The 16,425-nt window shown below is 53.3% G+C and carries 16 protein-coding genes; 12 read left to right on the top strand and 4 right to left on the bottom strand.

The window, feature by feature from the left end; translation table 11 throughout:
- Window positions 1–39: 39 nt before the first annotated feature.
- Window positions 40–378, bottom strand: coding sequence for a YecR family lipoprotein (gene yecR, locus F0320_RS13395; RefSeq protein ID WP_126330197.1), 339 nt, complete (start codon window positions 376–378; stop codon window positions 40–42).
- A 234-nt stretch (window positions 379–612) separates the two neighbouring features.
- Between yecR and azuC the strand changes: the two genes are divergently transcribed.
- Both azuC and F0320_RS13385 read left to right on the top strand, forming a co-directional pair.
- Window positions 613–696, top strand: a complete 84-nt coding sequence (gene azuC, locus F0320_RS13390; RefSeq protein WP_014884364.1) for a stress response protein AzuC — start codon at window positions 613–615, stop codon at window positions 694–696.
- Between the two features lie 108 nt (window positions 697–804).
- The gene (locus tag F0320_RS13385) at window positions 805–1,056 is read left to right on the top strand and encodes a DUF2766 family protein (protein ID WP_008500405.1); all 252 of its coding nucleotides are present in this window, start codon (window positions 805–807) and stop codon (window positions 1,054–1,056) included.
- 41 nt (window positions 1,057–1,097) lie between these two features.
- On the opposite strand, the gene F0320_RS13380 is transcribed toward F0320_RS13385, so the two are convergent.
- Together F0320_RS13380 and F0320_RS13375 are read right to left on the bottom strand one after the other, a co-directional pair.
- Entirely contained in the window at window positions 1,098–2,441 is a 1,344-nt protein-coding gene (locus tag F0320_RS13380) for an anaerobic C4-dicarboxylate transporter (RefSeq protein ID WP_126330195.1), read from the bottom strand.
- A 591-nt stretch (window positions 2,442–3,032) separates the two neighbouring features.
- Complete coding sequence (locus F0320_RS13375; protein ID WP_126330193.1) at window positions 3,033–3,536, bottom strand: non-heme ferritin-like protein; 504 nt, start codon at window positions 3,534–3,536, stop codon at window positions 3,033–3,035.
- A 787-nt stretch (window positions 3,537–4,323) separates the two neighbouring features.
- On the opposite strand from F0320_RS13375, the gene araF reads away from it, so the two are divergent.
- The 5 genes from araF (at window position 4,324) to otsA (ending at window position 10,277) form a co-directional block, all read left to right on the top strand.
- Entirely contained in the window at window positions 4,324–5,313 is a 990-nt protein-coding gene (gene araF, locus F0320_RS13370) for an arabinose ABC transporter substrate-binding protein AraF (RefSeq protein ID WP_003859687.1), read from the top strand.
- A gap of 69 nt (window positions 5,314–5,382) precedes the next feature.
- Complete coding sequence (gene araG / locus F0320_RS13365) at window positions 5,383–6,897, top strand: L-arabinose ABC transporter ATP-binding protein AraG (RefSeq protein WP_047652354.1); 1,515 nt, start codon at window positions 5,383–5,385, stop codon at window positions 6,895–6,897.
- A gap of 14 nt (window positions 6,898–6,911) precedes the next feature.
- On the top strand, window positions 6,912–7,898 hold the full coding sequence (gene araH, locus F0320_RS13360) for an L-arabinose ABC transporter permease AraH (protein WP_023312268.1): 987 nt from the start codon (window positions 6,912–6,914) through the stop codon (window positions 7,896–7,898).
- A gap of 176 nt (window positions 7,899–8,074) precedes the next feature.
- Complete coding sequence (gene otsB, locus F0320_RS13355) at window positions 8,075–8,878, top strand: trehalose-phosphatase (protein ID WP_126330191.1); 804 nt, start codon at window positions 8,075–8,077, stop codon at window positions 8,876–8,878.
- Complete coding sequence (gene otsA / locus F0320_RS13350; protein ID WP_126330189.1) at window positions 8,853–10,277, top strand: alpha,alpha-trehalose-phosphate synthase; 1,425 nt, start codon at window positions 8,853–8,855, stop codon at window positions 10,275–10,277. The genes otsB and otsA overlap by 26 nt, the downstream gene beginning before the upstream one ends.
- A 15-nt stretch (window positions 10,278–10,292) precedes the next feature.
- Here otsA and uspC read toward each other — a convergent pair whose 3' ends face one another.
- Complete coding sequence (uspC, locus tag F0320_RS13345) at window positions 10,293–10,721, bottom strand: universal stress protein UspC (RefSeq protein WP_033145878.1); 429 nt, start codon at window positions 10,719–10,721, stop codon at window positions 10,293–10,295.
- Window positions 10,722–11,515: 794 nt separating this feature from the next.
- On the opposite strand from uspC, the gene flhD reads away from it, so the two are divergent.
- The 5 genes from flhD (at window position 11,516) to cheA (ending at window position 16,425) form a co-directional block, all read left to right on the top strand.
- Window positions 11,516–11,866: a flagellar transcriptional regulator FlhD gene (gene flhD / locus F0320_RS13340; protein ID WP_008500415.1), complete on the top strand. Its 351-nt coding sequence runs from the start codon at window positions 11,516–11,518 to the stop codon at window positions 11,864–11,866.
- Between the two features lie 2 nt (window positions 11,867–11,868).
- Window positions 11,869–12,447 carry a flagellar transcriptional regulator FlhC gene (flhC, locus tag F0320_RS13335; RefSeq protein WP_013096051.1) on the top strand — a complete coding sequence of 193 codons (579 nt, stop codon included), beginning with the start codon at window positions 11,869–11,871 and terminating at the stop codon, window positions 12,445–12,447.
- A 123-nt stretch (window positions 12,448–12,570) separates the two neighbouring features.
- The gene (gene motA / locus F0320_RS13330) at window positions 12,571–13,458 is read left to right on the top strand and encodes a flagellar motor stator protein MotA (protein ID WP_008500417.1); all 888 of its coding nucleotides are present in this window, start codon (window positions 12,571–12,573) and stop codon (window positions 13,456–13,458) included.
- On the top strand, window positions 13,455–14,384 hold the full coding sequence (motB, locus tag F0320_RS13325; RefSeq protein ID WP_047652349.1) for a flagellar motor protein MotB: 930 nt from the start codon (window positions 13,455–13,457) through the stop codon (window positions 14,382–14,384). Before motA ends, motB begins: the two co-directional genes overlap by 4 nt.
- 4 nt (window positions 14,385–14,388) lie before the next feature.
- Window positions 14,389–16,425, top strand: a complete 2,037-nt coding sequence (gene cheA, locus F0320_RS13320; protein WP_126330187.1) for a chemotaxis protein CheA — start codon at window positions 14,389–14,391, stop codon at window positions 16,423–16,425.

Raw genomic sequence — 16,425 nt, 5'->3', positions numbered from 1 at the left:
GTAATGAAATACACTGCCAGCAAACGCTGGCAGCGTTGATTAATACCAGGGATTATTTGACTTAGGGTTAATGGCGTAACCCATACATTTATACTGGATAGTCACGCTCTCGTTCAGACACAAAGAGCCGCTCGTCAGGGTGCAGGTTTTAATGGGCTGACCATAGGCTGAAGCGGTGGCATACCCCATGCTCTGACACGCTTTTGCCGCCGTGCCGTTATTCACATACTCATCGGAATACGCATTTTGCAGCATTGCCTGGCCGTAATCGAGGCGGACGATGCCGTTCGGCGCGTCGAGGCTGCTGACTTCCGCCTGGCCGTTAATACTGCATCCCGCGAGCAGCAGGAGTGTGCCGGCTACAATGACTCTTTTCATGGTTCGCTCTGAGTGGATGGAAATACGTTATCGTACCCGCAGATGCCCGCTGCAATGCCTGGAATAGCCGGACAATCTGCCCTCACTCTTCGCAACGGGTCAGAGGGGAGTGCTATCAGGTCAATCCCTTATAAAAATGTGATGAGCATCACAAAATGATTGATTTTTGTGACGATGGTCATATTATAAGCACGTTGACAATAAAGTTGTATAACAAGTTAATGGAGCATCATCGTGAAACTGCGCAAAATCCTGAAAAGCATGTGGGCCAATTACTGCCGTACGTTCAAAGACGTGCCGCCAGGCGCCATGTTCTGATAAAAAAACCTGCTTCGGCGGGTTTTTTTGTACCTGCAAGCGATGAAGGGAAGATGTCAGGGGGCGTGTTTTGCTACTATGGCGGCCTTTAAATAAGGAGAAAACCCCATGTCACAAAACCTGAGCGCCGATCAGGAACTGGTCTCTGACGTTGTCGCCTGCCAGCTGGTTATCAAACAAATTCTTGATGTTCTGGACGTGATTGCGCCGGTTGAAGTGCGCGAGAAGATGTCTACCCAGCTGAAAAACATCGATTTCGCCAGCCATCCCGCAGCCGCAGACCCGGTTACGCTTCGTGCGATCCAGAAAGCCATCGCGCTGATTGAACTACGATTTACGCCGCAGGGTGAGTCCCACTGAAGCAGGGAAGGGGCGACGGGACGTGTCGCCCTTTTATGCGGTCAGAAGAACGTCTGGACCAGCAGGTAGCTCGCCGCGCACGCACAGCTTACCCCAATCAGCCCTGGCAAAATGAAGCTGTGGTTGATGATAAATTTGCCGATGCGGGTCGTGCCTGACCGGTCAAAGCCGATGCAGGCCAAATCACTTGGATAGGTCGGCAGGACAAAATAGCCGTATGACGCCGGGAAAAAGGCGATCAGCATTTTCGGGTCGATGCCTAACATCAGCCCCATAGGCGCAACGGCCGTCAGCGCCGCCGCCTGGCTGTTTACCAGTTTTGATACCAGAAACAGCACGATGGCATACGTCCACGGGTGGCTTTTCACCACGCCTTCCAGCGCCAGCTTTAATTCGTCGAGATGCGCCTGGAAAAAGGTATCGCTCATCCACGCCACGCCAAATACTGAGAAGATCGCGACCATACCAGCCTTGAACACCGCGCCGTTGGAAATAGCCGACGCGTTGACCTTACAGGCCATCAGCATCACGGCCCCCGCAATTAACATCATCATCTGGATGACAAGGTTCATCGACAGCGCCGTCATTTTGCCTTTTAGCTCAAAGGCGGGGCGCAGCTCAGGGAACGCGCCCAGCAGAACGACCACGGCAATGCCGGCAAAGAAAATCCACGTGGACCAGTAGGCCTGTTTAGGGAAACGCTGATTCATTAACGTCTCCGTTCCGCCATAGATAAACTCGCGCTGCTTAGGATCTTTCAGCTTTTCCTGAAACTCAATGTCGTCCGCCAAATCTTTCCCACGGCGTAAGCTCCACAGGGCCGCAATGGCTACGCCGAAAAGCGAAGCGGGAACCGACACGGCGAGAATTTCCAGGATCCCCCGCGCTTGGCCGATCCCATGCTGGGCCGCCAGGATAGACACCAGCGACACAACGGCAACGGAAACGGGGGATGCCGTAATCGCCATCTGTGATGCCACCGATGCCACGGCCATGGGGCGCTCCGGGCGGATCCCTTTTTTCAGGGCGATATCCGCAATGATGGGGAACATGGTGTAGACCACATGTCCGGTGCCGCACAGAAAGGTCAGCATCCATGTGGTGAAAGGGGCGAGCAGGGTGATGTGCTGCGGGTGTTTGCGCAGCAGACGTTCAGCAAACTGCATCATGACGTTGAGGCCGCCCGCAGTCTGCAGCGTAGCCGCACAGCCGATCACCGCAAGGATGGTCAGCATAACGTCAACCGGCGGTTTACCCGGTTGCAGACCAAAGACAAAACATAGAATAAAAAGACCAATACCGCTGATTAACCCAAGCCCCATACCGCCGAAACGCGTACCCGTCAGCAGGCAGAGGAGAATGACAACAAACTCAATGGTGATCATGATGCTCCCTCGTCAATGATTATGTAACTAAATAAATCATCACACGTTGTGTGGTTAATCATTGGGAGCCAGATCTGATTTGTTAAATGTCAGCAAAAGCAGATGGTTGGAGATGGGAAAAGGAATCCTGCCGCAGGTGGGAGGAGGGATCCCCACAAAACAATGCCTGCACGGACGACTCCCTCTCCCTTGAGGGAGAGGGCTGGGGTGAGGGGGAACATACGGCTGTGGTGGTCATTCCGTTCACTTCATGTTCCTTGCTACTCTTTAACGACATGACCGGTGAACGTGCCAGGGCGGCTCAATCGCCGCCGCCCTGGCGACCCGGGCTCCCGGCGGTAAATCGCCGCTTCGCGGTGCCCTCAGCTTATTCCTTCAGGCTATCGGGTCGGGCATGAGCCTGCATCCCTGCAGGCCACACCCTCTCGGCGCATCCCTGCGCCTCGCCCCGGCCTTACGGAAACGCTTCGGCGATTTACAGCCGGACCAGGACATCGCTGTCAGTTATTCACTTGCCTGAAACAAAATTAATCGCTTCAGGTTAATAAATTCTTGGGAAACCCTCAGCCCGGTTGGAGCAGATTAAAAAACTCAGTGTTGCTGCACCGACACAATGTCGAGCAGATGACGGTCGGTCTGCTCAGGACATAAACCCGCCTGCTGCGCGTGATGGATCTCATCCGCCAGCGTCTTCAGCAGCATGCCATCCTGCTGCTGTTCTTTATCCATATCGCGTAAGAATCTGAGCGTCGTAATGTCCTGCTGCTCTTTGGCTTCATCGGCCAGTTTGCTGAGCGTGCTGCAGCGTTGCTCGTACTCTTCAAGCGTTTTCTGGAACAGTTCTTCCAGGCAAGAGTAGTTTTCGTTTATCCCATCAAGGGCTTTGACGACAGGATTTGCCCCTGCGGCTTTCAGAAAGTTAAAGACACGCATCATATGCGTGACGTTACTTTGCGCCTGCGAGCGAAAGAAGGTGGCAGATCCCGTGAGACTATTCTCGGCACACCACGCGCTTAAGTGAAGGTGCAGATTCGAGGCGTAGAACTCAAGGTTCATCTGCGCGTTAAGTTTTTGCATCATCGTTTGGGTAGCCATACTCATATCCTTATTGACTGTGGGACGTGATGTCCGTTGCTTAACCTGAGCGCCAGGCAAATACGAAGATAAAAGCAGATATAGACATTCTGCCGTGAGCGAAATCGACCGAAATTCACTTCCTGTGTTCGATATAAATAAGCATACCTTTGTCTTTGGTCTAAGAAAACTCTTAATTAGGCTGTGTTTACCATACATTACAAAGTTTAATATAGTACAGAAATAAAATTAGCTAGCCATAAATGGAGTTTTATTTAAAGTGATAATAATTAAGGGTTTTTACCGTGAGAGTGCATTGTTGCTCTTTCGGGAATATTAAGTTGGAATATTACTCCGTTAAAAACAGAAATACGGTTTAATCGTTTCGAATATATGATGTGTCAATAAAATTGCGCTAAATCAAATTCTGCGGAATAGCGTTTTTCAGGTGCATTGTTCATTCGTGATGAAAAACATGTTGAACCCTTTTAACGCCAGGTGCCGTTTTGCCCGCTGAGGGGCATCAGGGATATCTTGGCTAGTCTTATGGATAATTCTGCTTAACCCCCTTCTATTTGTCTGACAAATCCTGTCTTTTTTATGTCATTTTTCGCTGAATTTATGTACGCAATTACTGTAATTCTGCGGTGTGATGGGGCTCTCTTATGGATGATTAATTTCCCGCTAAAACTATCACCAGCAATAACGCTTATGACGAGGTAAGCGCTAATGCCTTGTTTTAAGTCCGATTAAATAAGAAGCACGCACTTATTCCCTACAGAAAAGAATGCTAAAGCTGGAGTTTACCATGCACAAATTTACTAAAGCGCTGGCGGCCATCGGTCTGGCTGCCGTTATGTCACAATCCGCTATCGCTGAGAATTTAAAACTCGGTTTTTTGGTAAAACAGCCCGAAGAGCCCTGGTTCCAGACTGAGTGGAAATTCGCAGATAAAGCCGGGAAAGATTTAGGTTTTGAAGTCATTAAAATCGCCGTGCCTGACGGCGAAAAAACCCTGAACGCCATCGACAGCCTGGCGGCCAGCGGTGCAAAAGGTTTCGTTATCTGTACCCCGGATCCAAAACTGGGATCGGCAATCGCGGCGAAAGCGCGCGGTTACGACATGAAGGTCATCGCGGTTGACGATCAGTTCGTTAACGCCAAAGGCAAGCCGATGGACACCGTCCCGCTGGTCATGATGGCGGCGACCAAAATCGGCGAACGCCAGGGCCAGGAGCTCTATAAAGAGATGCAAAAGCGCGGCTGGGATGTCAAAGAGACCGCGGTAATGGCTATCACCGCTGACGAGCTGGACACCGCCCGTCGTCGTACTACCGGTTCAATGGATGCGCTGAAAGCGGCCGGCTTCCCGGAAAAACAGATCTATAAAGTCCCAACCAAATCCAACGATATCCCGGGCGCATTCGACGCCGCGAACTCTATGCTGGTCCAGCATCCGGAGGTCAAACACTGGCTGGTGGTCGGCATGAACGACAACACCGTGCTGGGCGGAGTACGCGCGACGGAAGGCCAGGGCTTCAAAGCGCCTGACGTGATCGGGATTGGCATCAACGGCGTTGACGCCGTCAGCGAGCTGTCTAAAGCGCAGGCTACCGGCTTCTACGGTTCTCTGCTGCCGAGCCCGGACGTTCACGGCTACAAATCCAGTGAGATGCTCTACAACTGGGTAACCAAAGGGGCCGAACCGCCGAAATTTACCGAAGTGACCGACGTGGTGCTGATTACCCGCGACAACTTCAAAGAGGAACTGGCGAAAAAAGGGCTGGGCGGTAAGTAATACGCTGTGATTGTGCCCCTCGCATCGTGAGGGGCCAGACGTACACACTACAGGAATCACGGAGACGTTATGCGACAGTCTGATCCGTATCTCTCTTTTCGCGGCATCGGGAAAACTTTCCCCGGTGTTAACGCGCTGACCGATATCAGCTTCGACTGCTATGCCGGCCAGGTCCACGCCCTGATGGGGGAAAACGGCGCGGGGAAATCCACGCTGTTGAAGATCCTCAGCGGCAACTACGCGCCTACGACCGGCACGCTGGCCATTCGCGGCGAAGAGGTGGCGTTTGCCGATACCACGGCGGCGCTCAATGCCGGGGTTGCGATCATCTATCAGGAGCTGCACCTCATTCCCGAGATGACCGTGGCGGAAAACATCTATTTAGGTCAGCTTCCGCACAAAGGCGGCGTGGTAAATCGTTCGCTACTTAATTATGAAGCGGGGCTGCAGCTTAAACACCTGGGTCTGGACGTCGATCCCCAGACGCCGCTGAAATATCTTTCCATCGGCCAGTGGCAGATGGTTGAAATTGCCAAGGCGCTGGCGCGTAACGCCAGAATTATCGCCTTCGATGAGCCCACCAGTTCGCTCTCTGCGCGTGAAATTGAAAATCTGTTCCGCGTGATCCGCGAATTGCGTCAGGAAGGCCGTACGATTTTATATGTCTCGCACCGCATGGAAGAGATATTTGCCCTGAGTGACGCCATCACCGTCTTTAAAGATGGGCGCTATGTGCGCACCTTTACTGATATGCAGCAGGTTAACCATGACCAGCTTGTTCAGGCGATGGTCGGGCGCGATCTGGGGGATATTTATCACTGGCAGCCGCGCCAGTACGGCCCTGAACGCCTGCGTCTGGACAGCGTCAAAGCGCCGGGCGTGCGCACGCCGATTTCGTTATCGGTTCGCAGCGGCGAAATTGTCGGGCTGTTTGGTCTGGTGGGGGCGGGGCGCAGTGAATTAATGAAAGGCCTGTTCGGCGGTACCCGCATTACCGAAGGGCAGGTTTCTATTGACGGTGAACGGGTCGATATCCAGAAACCGGCTCACGCGATCAGGGCGGGCATGATGCTCTGCCCGGAAGACCGTAAAGCCGAGGGGATTATTCCGGTGCATTCGGTTCGCGACAACATCAATATTTCCGCTCGCCGCAAGTTTATTCGCGCAGGCTGCCTGATAAACGATGGCTGGGAGTCGAGCAACGCCGACCACCATATTCGCTCGCTTAACATCAAAACGCCGGGTCCGGAACAGCTGATCATGAATCTGTCAGGCGGAAACCAGCAGAAGGCGATTTTAGGCCGCTGGCTGTCGGAAGACATGAAGGTCATTTTGCTGGACGAGCCGACGCGCGGTATCGATGTGGGGGCAAAACACGAAATTTATAACGTGATCTATGAGCTGGCAAAACGCGGCGTGGCGGTGCTCTTCGCCTCCAGCGATCTGCCGGAGGTGCTTGGCGTGGCCGACCGCATTGTGGTGATGCGTGAAGGCGAAATTGCCGGTGAATTACTTCATGAACAGGCGAATGAACAACAGGCGTTGAACCTCGCCATGCCTAAAGTCAGCCAGGCTGTCGCCTGAGTAAGGAGTTAATGATGTCCTCTGTTACTACATCCGGAGCGCCGAAGTCGAAGTCGGCGCTGAGTTTTGGGCGTATCTGGGATCAGTACGGCATGCTGGTGGTCTTTGCCGCGCTGTTCCTCGCCTGCGCGATCTTTGTCCCTAATTTTGCCACCTTTATTAATATGAAAGGGCTGGGGCTGGCCATTTCCATGTCCGGGATGGTGGCCTGCGGGATGCTGTTCTGCCTGGCCTCCGGCGATTTTGACCTGTCGGTGGCGTCGGTTATTGCCTGTGCGGGCGTCACGACGGCAGTGGTGATCAACATGACGGAAAGCCTGTGGATTGGCGTTCTGGCTGGTCTGCTACTCGGCGTCATCAGCGGTCTGGTGAACGGTTTTGTTATCGCACGTCTGAAGATTAATGCCCTGATCACCACGCTTGCGACAATGCAAATTGTCCGCGGGCTGGCCTATATCATCTCCGACGGTAAAGCGGTGGGGATTGAAGACGAGCGCTTCTTTACCCTGGGTTACGCCAACTGGCTGGGTCTGCCTGCGCCCATCTGGCTTACCGTGGCCTGCCTGATCCTGTTCGGCTTCCTGCTCAACCGGACCACCTTTGGCCGCAATACGCTGGCGATTGGCGGTAACGAGGAGGCTGCCCGTCTGGCCGGGGTGCCAGTGGTGCGCACCAAGATTATTATCTTCGTGCTCTCAGGGCTGGTTTCTGCCGCCGCGGGGATCATTCTGGCTTCGCGTATGACCAGCGGCCAGCCGATGACCTCTATTGGTTACGAGCTGATCGTCATTTCGGCCTGCGTTTTAGGGGGCGTTTCCCTCAAGGGCGGCATCGGAAAAATCTCATATGTGGTGGCCGGTATCCTGATTTTAGGGACGGTGGAGAACGCCATGAACCTGCTGAATATTTCGCCGTTCTCGCAGTACGTGGTTCGTGGTCTGATCCTGCTGGCAGCCGTGATTTTCGACCGTTACAAGCAAAAAGCGAAGCGTACCGTGTAACCCTTTTCCCCGTCTTTTATTGCTCAACTTATAACCATAGTTGACCCCTTAACCGCCCCGCCAGTAAAACTGGCGGGGCGGTTGTCAAATGGCGAGCGACGTCACACTGTCTATACTTACATGGCTATGAAAGAGGTAAAGGCGTTTACCTCTCGTAAACCGTAAGGAGGAAAAGGGTGGCTGACATGTTAACCGCACCGCCTGTACTGCCCGGACACTATGCTTTCTTTTTTGATCTCGACGGCACGCTCGCCGGGATAAAACCGCACCCTGATCAGGTGTCTATTCCGGATGCGGTGTTACAGGATTTGCATCAGCTCTCGCTCATGAACGAGGGAGCACTGGCATTGATATCAGGGCGCTCAATGGCCGAGCTGGATACGCTCGCCAGTCCTTACCACTTTCCGCTGGCCGGTGTACACGGAGCGGAGCGCCGCGACATCCATGATCACACGCATATCGTTTCACTCCCCGACGCACTCACGCAAACGCTGCATAAGCAGCTCTCTGCAGCGCTGGCCGAACTGCCCGGCACCGAGCTGGAAGCCAAAGGCATGGCCTTTGCCCTGCATTATCGTCAGGCGCCGCAGCATGAGGAGGCCGTGCTTGCGCTTGCTCAGAAGATTGCAGATGCGCATTCACAGCTGGCGTTGCAGCCCGGCAAATGCGTGGTGGAGTTAAAACCGAAAGGGATTAATAAAGGCGCGGCCATCGCCGCGTTTATGGCGTCGCCGCCTTTTAAAGGGCGAACGCCCGTTTTCATTGGGGATGACCTGACCGACGAGGCCGGGTTTCGCGTAGTGAATCAGGCCGGAGGGATCGCCGTCAAGGTGGGGCCTGGTGACACGGTTGCCGAATGGCGACTGGCGGATGTCGCCAGCGTCTGGCAGTGGATATCTGACATCGCTAACCAGCAACAACAACAAATAGCGCAAAGCAAAGGGGGAAACCATTATGGGTCGCTTAGTCGTCGTCTCTAACCGAATCGCACCGCCTGACGATAAAAAAGCCAGTGCAGGTGGCCTGGCGGTAGGGGTGTTAGGTGCCTTAAAAGCCGCTGGCGGGCTGTGGTTTGGCTGGAGTGGAGAAATCAGTGAAGAAGAGAAACCGCTGAAAAAGGTAACGCGCGGAAACATTACGTGGGCTTCATTTGCATTGAAAGAGAAAGACTATGACGAGTATTACTCGCAGTTCTCAAATGCCGTCCTGTGGCCTGCGTTTCACTATCGTCTTGACCTGGTCAAATTCCAGCGTGAATCCTTCGAAGGCTACTCGCGCGTGAATGCGCTGCTGGCGGATAAACTGCTGCCATTAATAGAAGAAGACGATATTTTATGGATCCACGATTATCACCTGTTACCCTTCGCGAGAGAGCTGCGAAAGAGGGGGGTGAATAACCGCATTGGTTTCTTCCTGCATATCCCGTTCCCGACGCCGGAAATTTTTACCGCGCTGCCGCCGCATGAAGAGCTGCTGGAAGCGCTGTGCGATTACGATTTGCTCGGCTTCCAGACCGAAAATGACCGCCTCGCGTTCCTTGACTCCGTGTCAGGTAAAGCGCGTCTGGTGACCAAAGGCGGGAAAACCCATACGGCGTGGGGGAAAACTTTCCACACCGAGGTCTATCCTATAGGGATTGAACCAGACGAAATCGCGGAGCAGGCTTCCGGCCCGCTGCCGCCGAAGCTGGCGCAGCTTAAGAATGAACTCAAGCACGTGAAAAATATCTTCTCGGTAGAACGTCTTGATTATTCCAAAGGGCTGCCGGAACGCTTCCTGGCGTATGAAACGCTGCTGGATAAATACCCGCAGCATCACGGGAAAATTCGCTATACCCAGATCGCGCCGACGTCGCGCGGTGAGGTTCAGGCTTATCAGGATATTCGTCATCAGCTGGAGACAGAAGCAGGGCGCATTAATGGCCGCTACGGCCAGCTGGGCTGGACTCCGCTGTTTTACCTGAATCAGCATTTTGACCGTAAGATCCTGATGAAGGTCTTCCGCTATGCGGACGTTGGGCTGGTCACGCCGCTGCGCGACGGGATGAACCTGGTGGCGAAAGAGTACGTGGCGGCGCAGGATCCTGCCGACCCGGGGGTTCTTGTGCTTTCCCAGTTTGCCGGGGCCGCAAATGAGCTCACGTCGGCGCTCATCGTTAACCCTTACGACAGGGATGACGTGGCGAACGCGCTGAATCGTGCCCTGACAATGCCGCTCACGGAACGTATTTCCCGCCATGCTGACATGATGGAGACGATCCGGAAGAACGATATTAACCACTGGCAGGCGCGTTTTATTCAGGATCTCCGGGATATCGTTCCGCAAAGTCATGAGTGCAATCTGCAAAAAAAGATCGCGACCTTCCCTAAACTCGCATGATTTTCTGCTGGGGGGTTAATGCCCCCCAAGCGGTACTAACAGCACATCAACCTGGCTTGACGCAACAATAGATTTCGCCGCACAGGCTGCGCGCGATAAAAAGCTGTGGTTATGGTTCCCGCAAATCACTAAATCAATATTTTGTCTGCGACACATATCGAGAATATGGGCATTGAGTTCCCCGGTCGCAATAACGGTTTCATAAACGGGATATTGTGCCTTTTCCACTAATTCTCGCAGAAATTGCTGCGTCTCTTCCTGAAGAACCTCACGAATATCCTCCAGCATGGGGGCGGCCAGCTGATTATACATCTCTGGCTCTGCGGCGAGCGTAATGAGGCTGATGCGTGCATTGTGAGGTCTGGCAATGGAAACTGCCCGGGCGACGAGTTGATGGCTTTCGGGGGAAACTGCAACGGAAACAAGAAGATGGGAGTAACTCATGGCGCACTCCTTAGATGTCTCAAAGACAGCGTTTAACCACCTTTACCGCGAAATCTCCGGTTCTGCAAGAGCAGATTACGACATTAGTGTGAAGCTTATCATAATTATTCATTAATTATTCTTATAAGAAGAATAACTGAAAAATGCGCCTAAATGAAAAAAATTAACAACTTAACGTAAATCACACAATTCCACGCTTTGACGGTTAAATCGTTTTGATCCGTTACAAACTCATTTCGAATGATCACGTTATGAAACATCTTTTTTGTACTGCCTGCATAACTATATGTTTTTTCACGGTAAGAAAAATGTTTCCAGGAAAGGGGCCTGATGTAAATGTTTCCGCGCGGCGCTTACCGCAGGAAAAGCACGTTGCATGCCAGTTTGGATCACCCTTCTGCATGAGTATTCGTCAATTAAGAATACAAAACAGTACCGATTGGCTAAATATTGAACAAATTACAAGTCATACTGATGGATTTATGGGTCATATTCACTTAAATTGTGTGATGTGGATCACATTTTTTTTAAATTTGAGGGTGGCTGGATTGTATGTGGCAAAACTGACGAGTAGAGTTTGCGTCGAATTAGGAAAAATCTTAGTTATTTGTAAGAAATGATAAATCATGTAAGAGACGCATTCGCGGTTTCTCTCTTACGGTTTCAGTGAATACAAACCTAAATTCAACTATGCATTTAGCCTTTTCTTTTTTATACCGGGTGATTTCCCGGCGACATCACGGGGTGCGGTCTTTCCGCATAAAAATAATAGTTGGTTATTCGGGATGGGAACAATGCATACATCCGAGTTGCTAAAACATATCTATGACATCAATTTGTCGTATTTACTGCTCGCGCAGCGTTTGATTAGTCAGGACAAGGCGTCCGCGATGTTTCGTCTGGGTATTAACGAAGAAATGGCAACCATGCTGGGCGGTTTAACCCTCCCGCAGATGGTTAAACTGGCTGAAACGAATCAACTGGTTTGCCAGTTCCGTTTCGATGATTCACAGACAATAACGCGTCTGACGCAGGAATCCCGTGTGGACGATCTTCAACAGATCCATACCGGTATTCTTCTTTCCACTCGCTTGCTTAACGAAATCAGCCAGCCTGATGACGTAGCCCGTAAGAAAAGGGCCTAGCAATGAGCGAGAAAAGCATTGTTCAGGAAGCGCGTGACATACAGTTGGCCATGGAGCTGATTACACTGGGTGCTCGTTTACAAATGCTGGAAAGCGAGACTCAACTGAGCCGTGGTCGTCTTATCAAACTGTACAAAGAGTTACGTGGTAGTCCCCCGCCGAAAGGCATGCTGCCGTTTTCTACCGACTGGTTTATGACGTGGGAGCAGAATATTCATGCTTCCATGTTCTGTAATGCCTGGCAGTATCTTCTCAAAACCGGTTTGTGTAGCGGCGTTGACGCCGTGATCAAAGCGTACAAACTTTACCTTGAACAATGCCCACAGCAGGAAGAAGGCCCTCTGCTGGCGCTGACCCGCGCATGGACGCTGGTGCGTTTTGTTGAGAGCGGAATGCTTGAACTGTCGCGCTGCAACTGCTGCGACGGCAATTTTATTACCCATGCTCATCAACCTGCAGGCAGCTTCGCCTGTAGTTTATGTCAGCCTCCATCCCGCGCAGTAAAAAGACGTAAACTTTCCCGGGATGCTGCCGATATTATTCCACAACTGCTGGATGAACAGATCGAACAAGCTGTTTAACCCGAACGTGTGGGAAAAATTCCAGCAGCGGTAAGCAATTACCGCTGCTTTTTTTTACCCCGCAAACGGTAAACGCTGCGAGCTGGACGTCCTTGCCATAGTCACTAGCGGAAGGATGATGTCGTGCTTATCTTATTAGGTTACCTGGTAGTTCTCGGTACAGTTTTCGGCGGTTACATGATGACCGGCGGGCACCTTGGAGCACTCTATCAACCGGCTGAACTTATTATCATCGGCGGCGCAGGGGTAGGGGCTTTTATCGTTGGCAACAACGGTAAATCGATCAAGGGCACGCTGAAAGCGATTCCGTTGCTGTTCCGTCGCTCGAAATACACCAAAAGCATGTATATGGATCTGCTGGCACTGCTCTATCGCCTGATGGCGAAGTCGCGTCAGCAGGGCATGTTCTCCCTTGAACGGGATATTGAAAACCCGAAAGAGAGCGAAATTTTTGCCAGCTATCCGCGCATTCTTGCTGACGCCATGATGCTGGATTTCATCGTCGACTATCTGCGACTGATCATCAGCGGCAACATGAATACCTTCGAAATCGAAGCGCTGATGGACGAAGAGATCGAAACCCACGAAAGCGAATCTGAAGTGCCGGCCAACAGCCTGGCGCTGGTCGGCGACTCGCTTCCGGCATTCGGTATCGTTGCCGCAGTAATGGGCGTGGTTCACGCTCTGGCCTCGGCAGACCGTCCGGCAGCCGAGCTGGGTGCGCTGATTGCCCACGCGATGGTGGGAACTTTTCTCGGTATTTTGCTGGCGTACGGCTTTATCTCTCCGCTGGCGAGCGTTCTGCGCCAGAAGAGCGCGGAAACCACCAAAATGATGCAGTGCGTGAAGATCACGCTGCTCTCTAATCTCAACGGTTACGCGCCACCGATCGCGGTTGAGTTTGGCCGTAAAACGCTTTACTCCAGCGAGCGTCCGTCGTTTATCGAGCTTGAAGAACACGTGCGTGCGGTGAAAAACCCAAACCAACAGACGACAACTGAGGACGCATGAAAAACCAGTCCCATCCGATCGTCATCGTAAAAAAACGCAAGCACAAGGGCGGCGGGCATGGCGCACACGGCTCGTGGAAAATTGCGTACGCCGACTTTATGACTGCAATGATGGCGTTCTTTCTGGTGATGTGGCTGATCTCCATCTCCAGCCCAAAAGAACTGATCCAGATTGCCGAATATTTCCGCACGCCGCTGGCAACGGCGGTAACCGGTGGGCCGCGAATCTCTAACAGCGACAGCCCGATCCCGGGCGGCGGCGATGATTACACCCAGCAGAAGGGTGAGGTGAAAAAAGAGCCGAACATCGACGAGCTGAAAAGAAAGATGGAGCAGGCGCGCCTGAAGAAACTGCGTGGCGATCTCGATCAGCTGATTGAAGCGGATCCGAAACTGCGCGCGCTGCGCCCGCATCTGAAGATCGACCTGGTGCAGGAAGGGCTGCGTATTCAGATTATTGACAGCCAGAACCGACCAATGTTTAAAACCGGAAGTGCGGAAGTTGAACCGTACATGCGCGACATTCTGCGTGCTATTGCTCCGGTGCTGAACGGCATTCCTAACCGAATCAGCCTGTCAGGACACACGGATGATTTCCCGTACGCCAGTGGGGAGAAGGGATACAGCAACTGGGAGCTTTCTGCCGATCGTGCCAACGCCTCGCGTCGCGAGCTGGTGGTAGGTGGGCTTGATGATGGCAAGGTACTGCGCGTAGTCGGCATGGCCGCAACCATGCGCGTTTCCGACCGCGGGCCGGATGATGCCATCAACCGTCGTATCAGTCTTTTAGTGCTGAACCAGCAGGCGGAGCAGGCCATCCTGCATGAAAACGCCGAAAGTCAGAATGAGTCACTGGACGATTTAAAACAGCCTGGGGCCGTTCCTTCGGCTGCCGTTCCAACATCGCCACCAGCCAATCCGAGGTGATAGCGTGAGCATGGATATTAGCGATTTTTACCAGACATTCTTTGATGAAGCCGACGAATTGTTGGCCGATATGGAGCAACACTTGCTCGATTTGGTGCCCGAAGCACCGGACTCCGAGCAGCTCAATGCCATCTTCCGTGCGGCGCACTCTATTAAAGGCGGAGCCGGAACGTTTGGATTTACCATCCTGCAGGAAACAACCCATTTAATGGAAAACCTGCTTGATGAAGCACGACGCGGTGAGATGCAGCTCAATACCGACATTATCAACCTGTTTTTGGAAACCAAAGATATTATGCAGGAACAGCTCGACGCCTATAAAAGTTCGGCAGAGCCTGATGCCGCCAGCTTTGAATACATCTGCAATGCGCTGCGCCAGCTCGCCCTGGAAGCAAAAGGTGAGGTCGCTGCAGCCGTTGTCCCTGCGGCGAAACTGAGCGTTGTCGATGCGGTTGCTGCCGACGAGGCCGCGCCAGCCGCTGCACAAGCGGGCAAACTGCGCGTTGTGCTGTCACGCCTCAAAGAGAACGAAGTTAACCTGCTGGAAGAAGAGCTGGGTAACCTGGCGAAATTAAGCAACGTGGTCAAAGGCAAAGACAGCCTTGCCGCGACGCTTGATGACGGTATTGGCCAGGACGATATCGTGGCGGTACTGTGCTTTGTGATTGAAGCTGACCAGATCGCCTTCGAAACCGAAACGGCTGAGGTTGACGCCCCTGCCGCTACGGAAGAGGTGGCCGTTGTCGCTCAGGCCGCCGCACCGGCTGTGGCCCCTGCGGCCCCGGCGCTGAAGGCCGTGCCAAAAGAGGCCGCGGCACCTGGACGTGGGGAGAAACCTGCCGCGCGCTCCAGCGAGTCAACCAGCATCCGCGTTGCCGTTGAGAAGGTCGACCAGCTGATTAACCTGGTTGGCGAACTGGTGATCACCCAGTCGATGCTGGCCCAGCGATCTAACGAACTGGACCCGGTCACGCACGGCGATCTGATCACCAGCATGGGTCAGCTGCAGCGTAACGCCCGCGACCTGCAGGAATCGGTCATGTCCATTCGTATGATGCCGATGGAATATGTCTTCAGCCGCTTCCCGCGTCTGGTTCGCGACCTTGCAAGCAAGCTGAATAAACAGATTGAACTGACCCTGATGGGCAGCTCAACCGAACTGGATAAGAGCCTGATCGAGCGCATTATCGACCCGTTAACGCACCTGGTGCGTAACAGCCTCGACCACGGTATCGAACTGCCGGAAAACCGCATTGCCGCCGGAAAATCGCCGGTCGGTAACCTGATCCTCTCTGCGGAACACCAGGGCGGGAACATCTGCATCGAAGTGACCGACGACGGCGCCGGTCTTAACCGCGAGCGCATCCTGGCAAAAGCGATTTCGCAGGGGATGGCGGTCAATGACAACATGACCGACGAAGAAGTGGGCATGCTGATCTTCGCGCCGGGCTTCTCTACCGCGGAGCAGGTGACTGACGTGTCTGGACGCGGCGTAGGCATGGACGTGGTGAAACGTAACATCCAGGAGATGGGCGGCCACGTTGAGATCCAGTCTAAACAGGGTTCCGGCACCACCATTCGCATCCTGCTGCCGCTGACGCTGGCGATCCTCGACGGCATGTCAGTCAAAGTGGCGGACGAAGTCTTTATCCTGCCGCTGAACGCCGTGATGGAATCCCTGCAGCCGCGTGAAGAAGATCTGCATCCGCTGGCGGGCGGCGAACGCGTCCTCGAAGTGCGCGGTGAGTACCTGCCGCTGGTGGAACTGTGGAAAGTGTTCGAAGTGGACGGGGCGAAGACAGAGGCCACGCAGGGCATCGTTGTGATCCTGCAAAGCGCGGGCCGCCGCTACGCGCTGCTGGTCGATCAGCTGATTGGCCAGCACCAGGTGGTAGTGAAGAACCTCGAAAGCAACTACCGCAAAGTGCCGGGTATTTCTGCCGCCACCATTCTGGGTGATGGTAGCGTGGCGCTGATCGTCGATGTGTCGGCGCTTCAGGGATTAAATCGTGAACAACGTGTGGCGTACACAGCCGCCTGA

Origin of the sequence: Enterobacter dykesii, from assembly GCF_008364625.2 — a bacterium.
In the GTDB taxonomy this organism is placed as follows: domain Bacteria; phylum Pseudomonadota; class Gammaproteobacteria; order Enterobacterales; family Enterobacteriaceae; genus Enterobacter; species Enterobacter dykesii.
Note: the sequence above shows the minus strand (reverse complement) of the source record. Positions and strands in the feature narration are given on the sequence as shown.

Excerpts from the sequence above, each read along its gene's own strand:
- yecR (WP_126330197.1), bottom strand. The coding sequence starts at position 378 with ATGAAAAGAGTCATTGTAGCCGGCACACTCCTGCTGCTCGCGGGATGC.
- motB (WP_047652349.1), top strand. The coding sequence starts at position 13,455 with ATGAAAAACCAGTCCCATCCGATCGTCATCGTAAAAAAACGCAAGCAC.
- araG (WP_047652354.1), top strand. The coding sequence starts at position 5,383 with ATGCGACAGTCTGATCCGTATCTCTCTTTTCGCGGCATCGGGAAAACT.
- F0320_RS13385 (WP_008500405.1), top strand. The coding sequence starts at position 805 with ATGTCACAAAACCTGAGCGCCGATCAGGAACTGGTCTCTGACGTTGTC.
- araH (WP_023312268.1), top strand. The coding sequence starts at position 6,912 with ATGTCCTCTGTTACTACATCCGGAGCGCCGAAGTCGAAGTCGGCGCTG.
- otsA (WP_126330189.1), top strand. The coding sequence starts at position 8,853 with ATGGGTCGCTTAGTCGTCGTCTCTAACCGAATCGCACCGCCTGACGAT.
- flhD (WP_008500415.1), top strand. The coding sequence starts at position 11,516 with ATGCATACATCCGAGTTGCTAAAACATATCTATGACATCAATTTGTCG.
- F0320_RS13380 (WP_126330195.1), bottom strand. The coding sequence starts at position 2,441 with ATGATCACCATTGAGTTTGTTGTCATTCTCCTCTGCCTGCTGACGGGT.
- flhC (WP_013096051.1), top strand. The coding sequence starts at position 11,869 with ATGAGCGAGAAAAGCATTGTTCAGGAAGCGCGTGACATACAGTTGGCC.
- araF (WP_003859687.1), top strand. The coding sequence starts at position 4,324 with ATGCACAAATTTACTAAAGCGCTGGCGGCCATCGGTCTGGCTGCCGTT.
- uspC (WP_033145878.1), bottom strand. The coding sequence starts at position 10,721 with ATGAGTTACTCCCATCTTCTTGTTTCCGTTGCAGTTTCCCCCGAAAGC.
- F0320_RS13375 (WP_126330193.1), bottom strand. The coding sequence starts at position 3,536 with ATGGCTACCCAAACGATGATGCAAAAACTTAACGCGCAGATGAACCTT.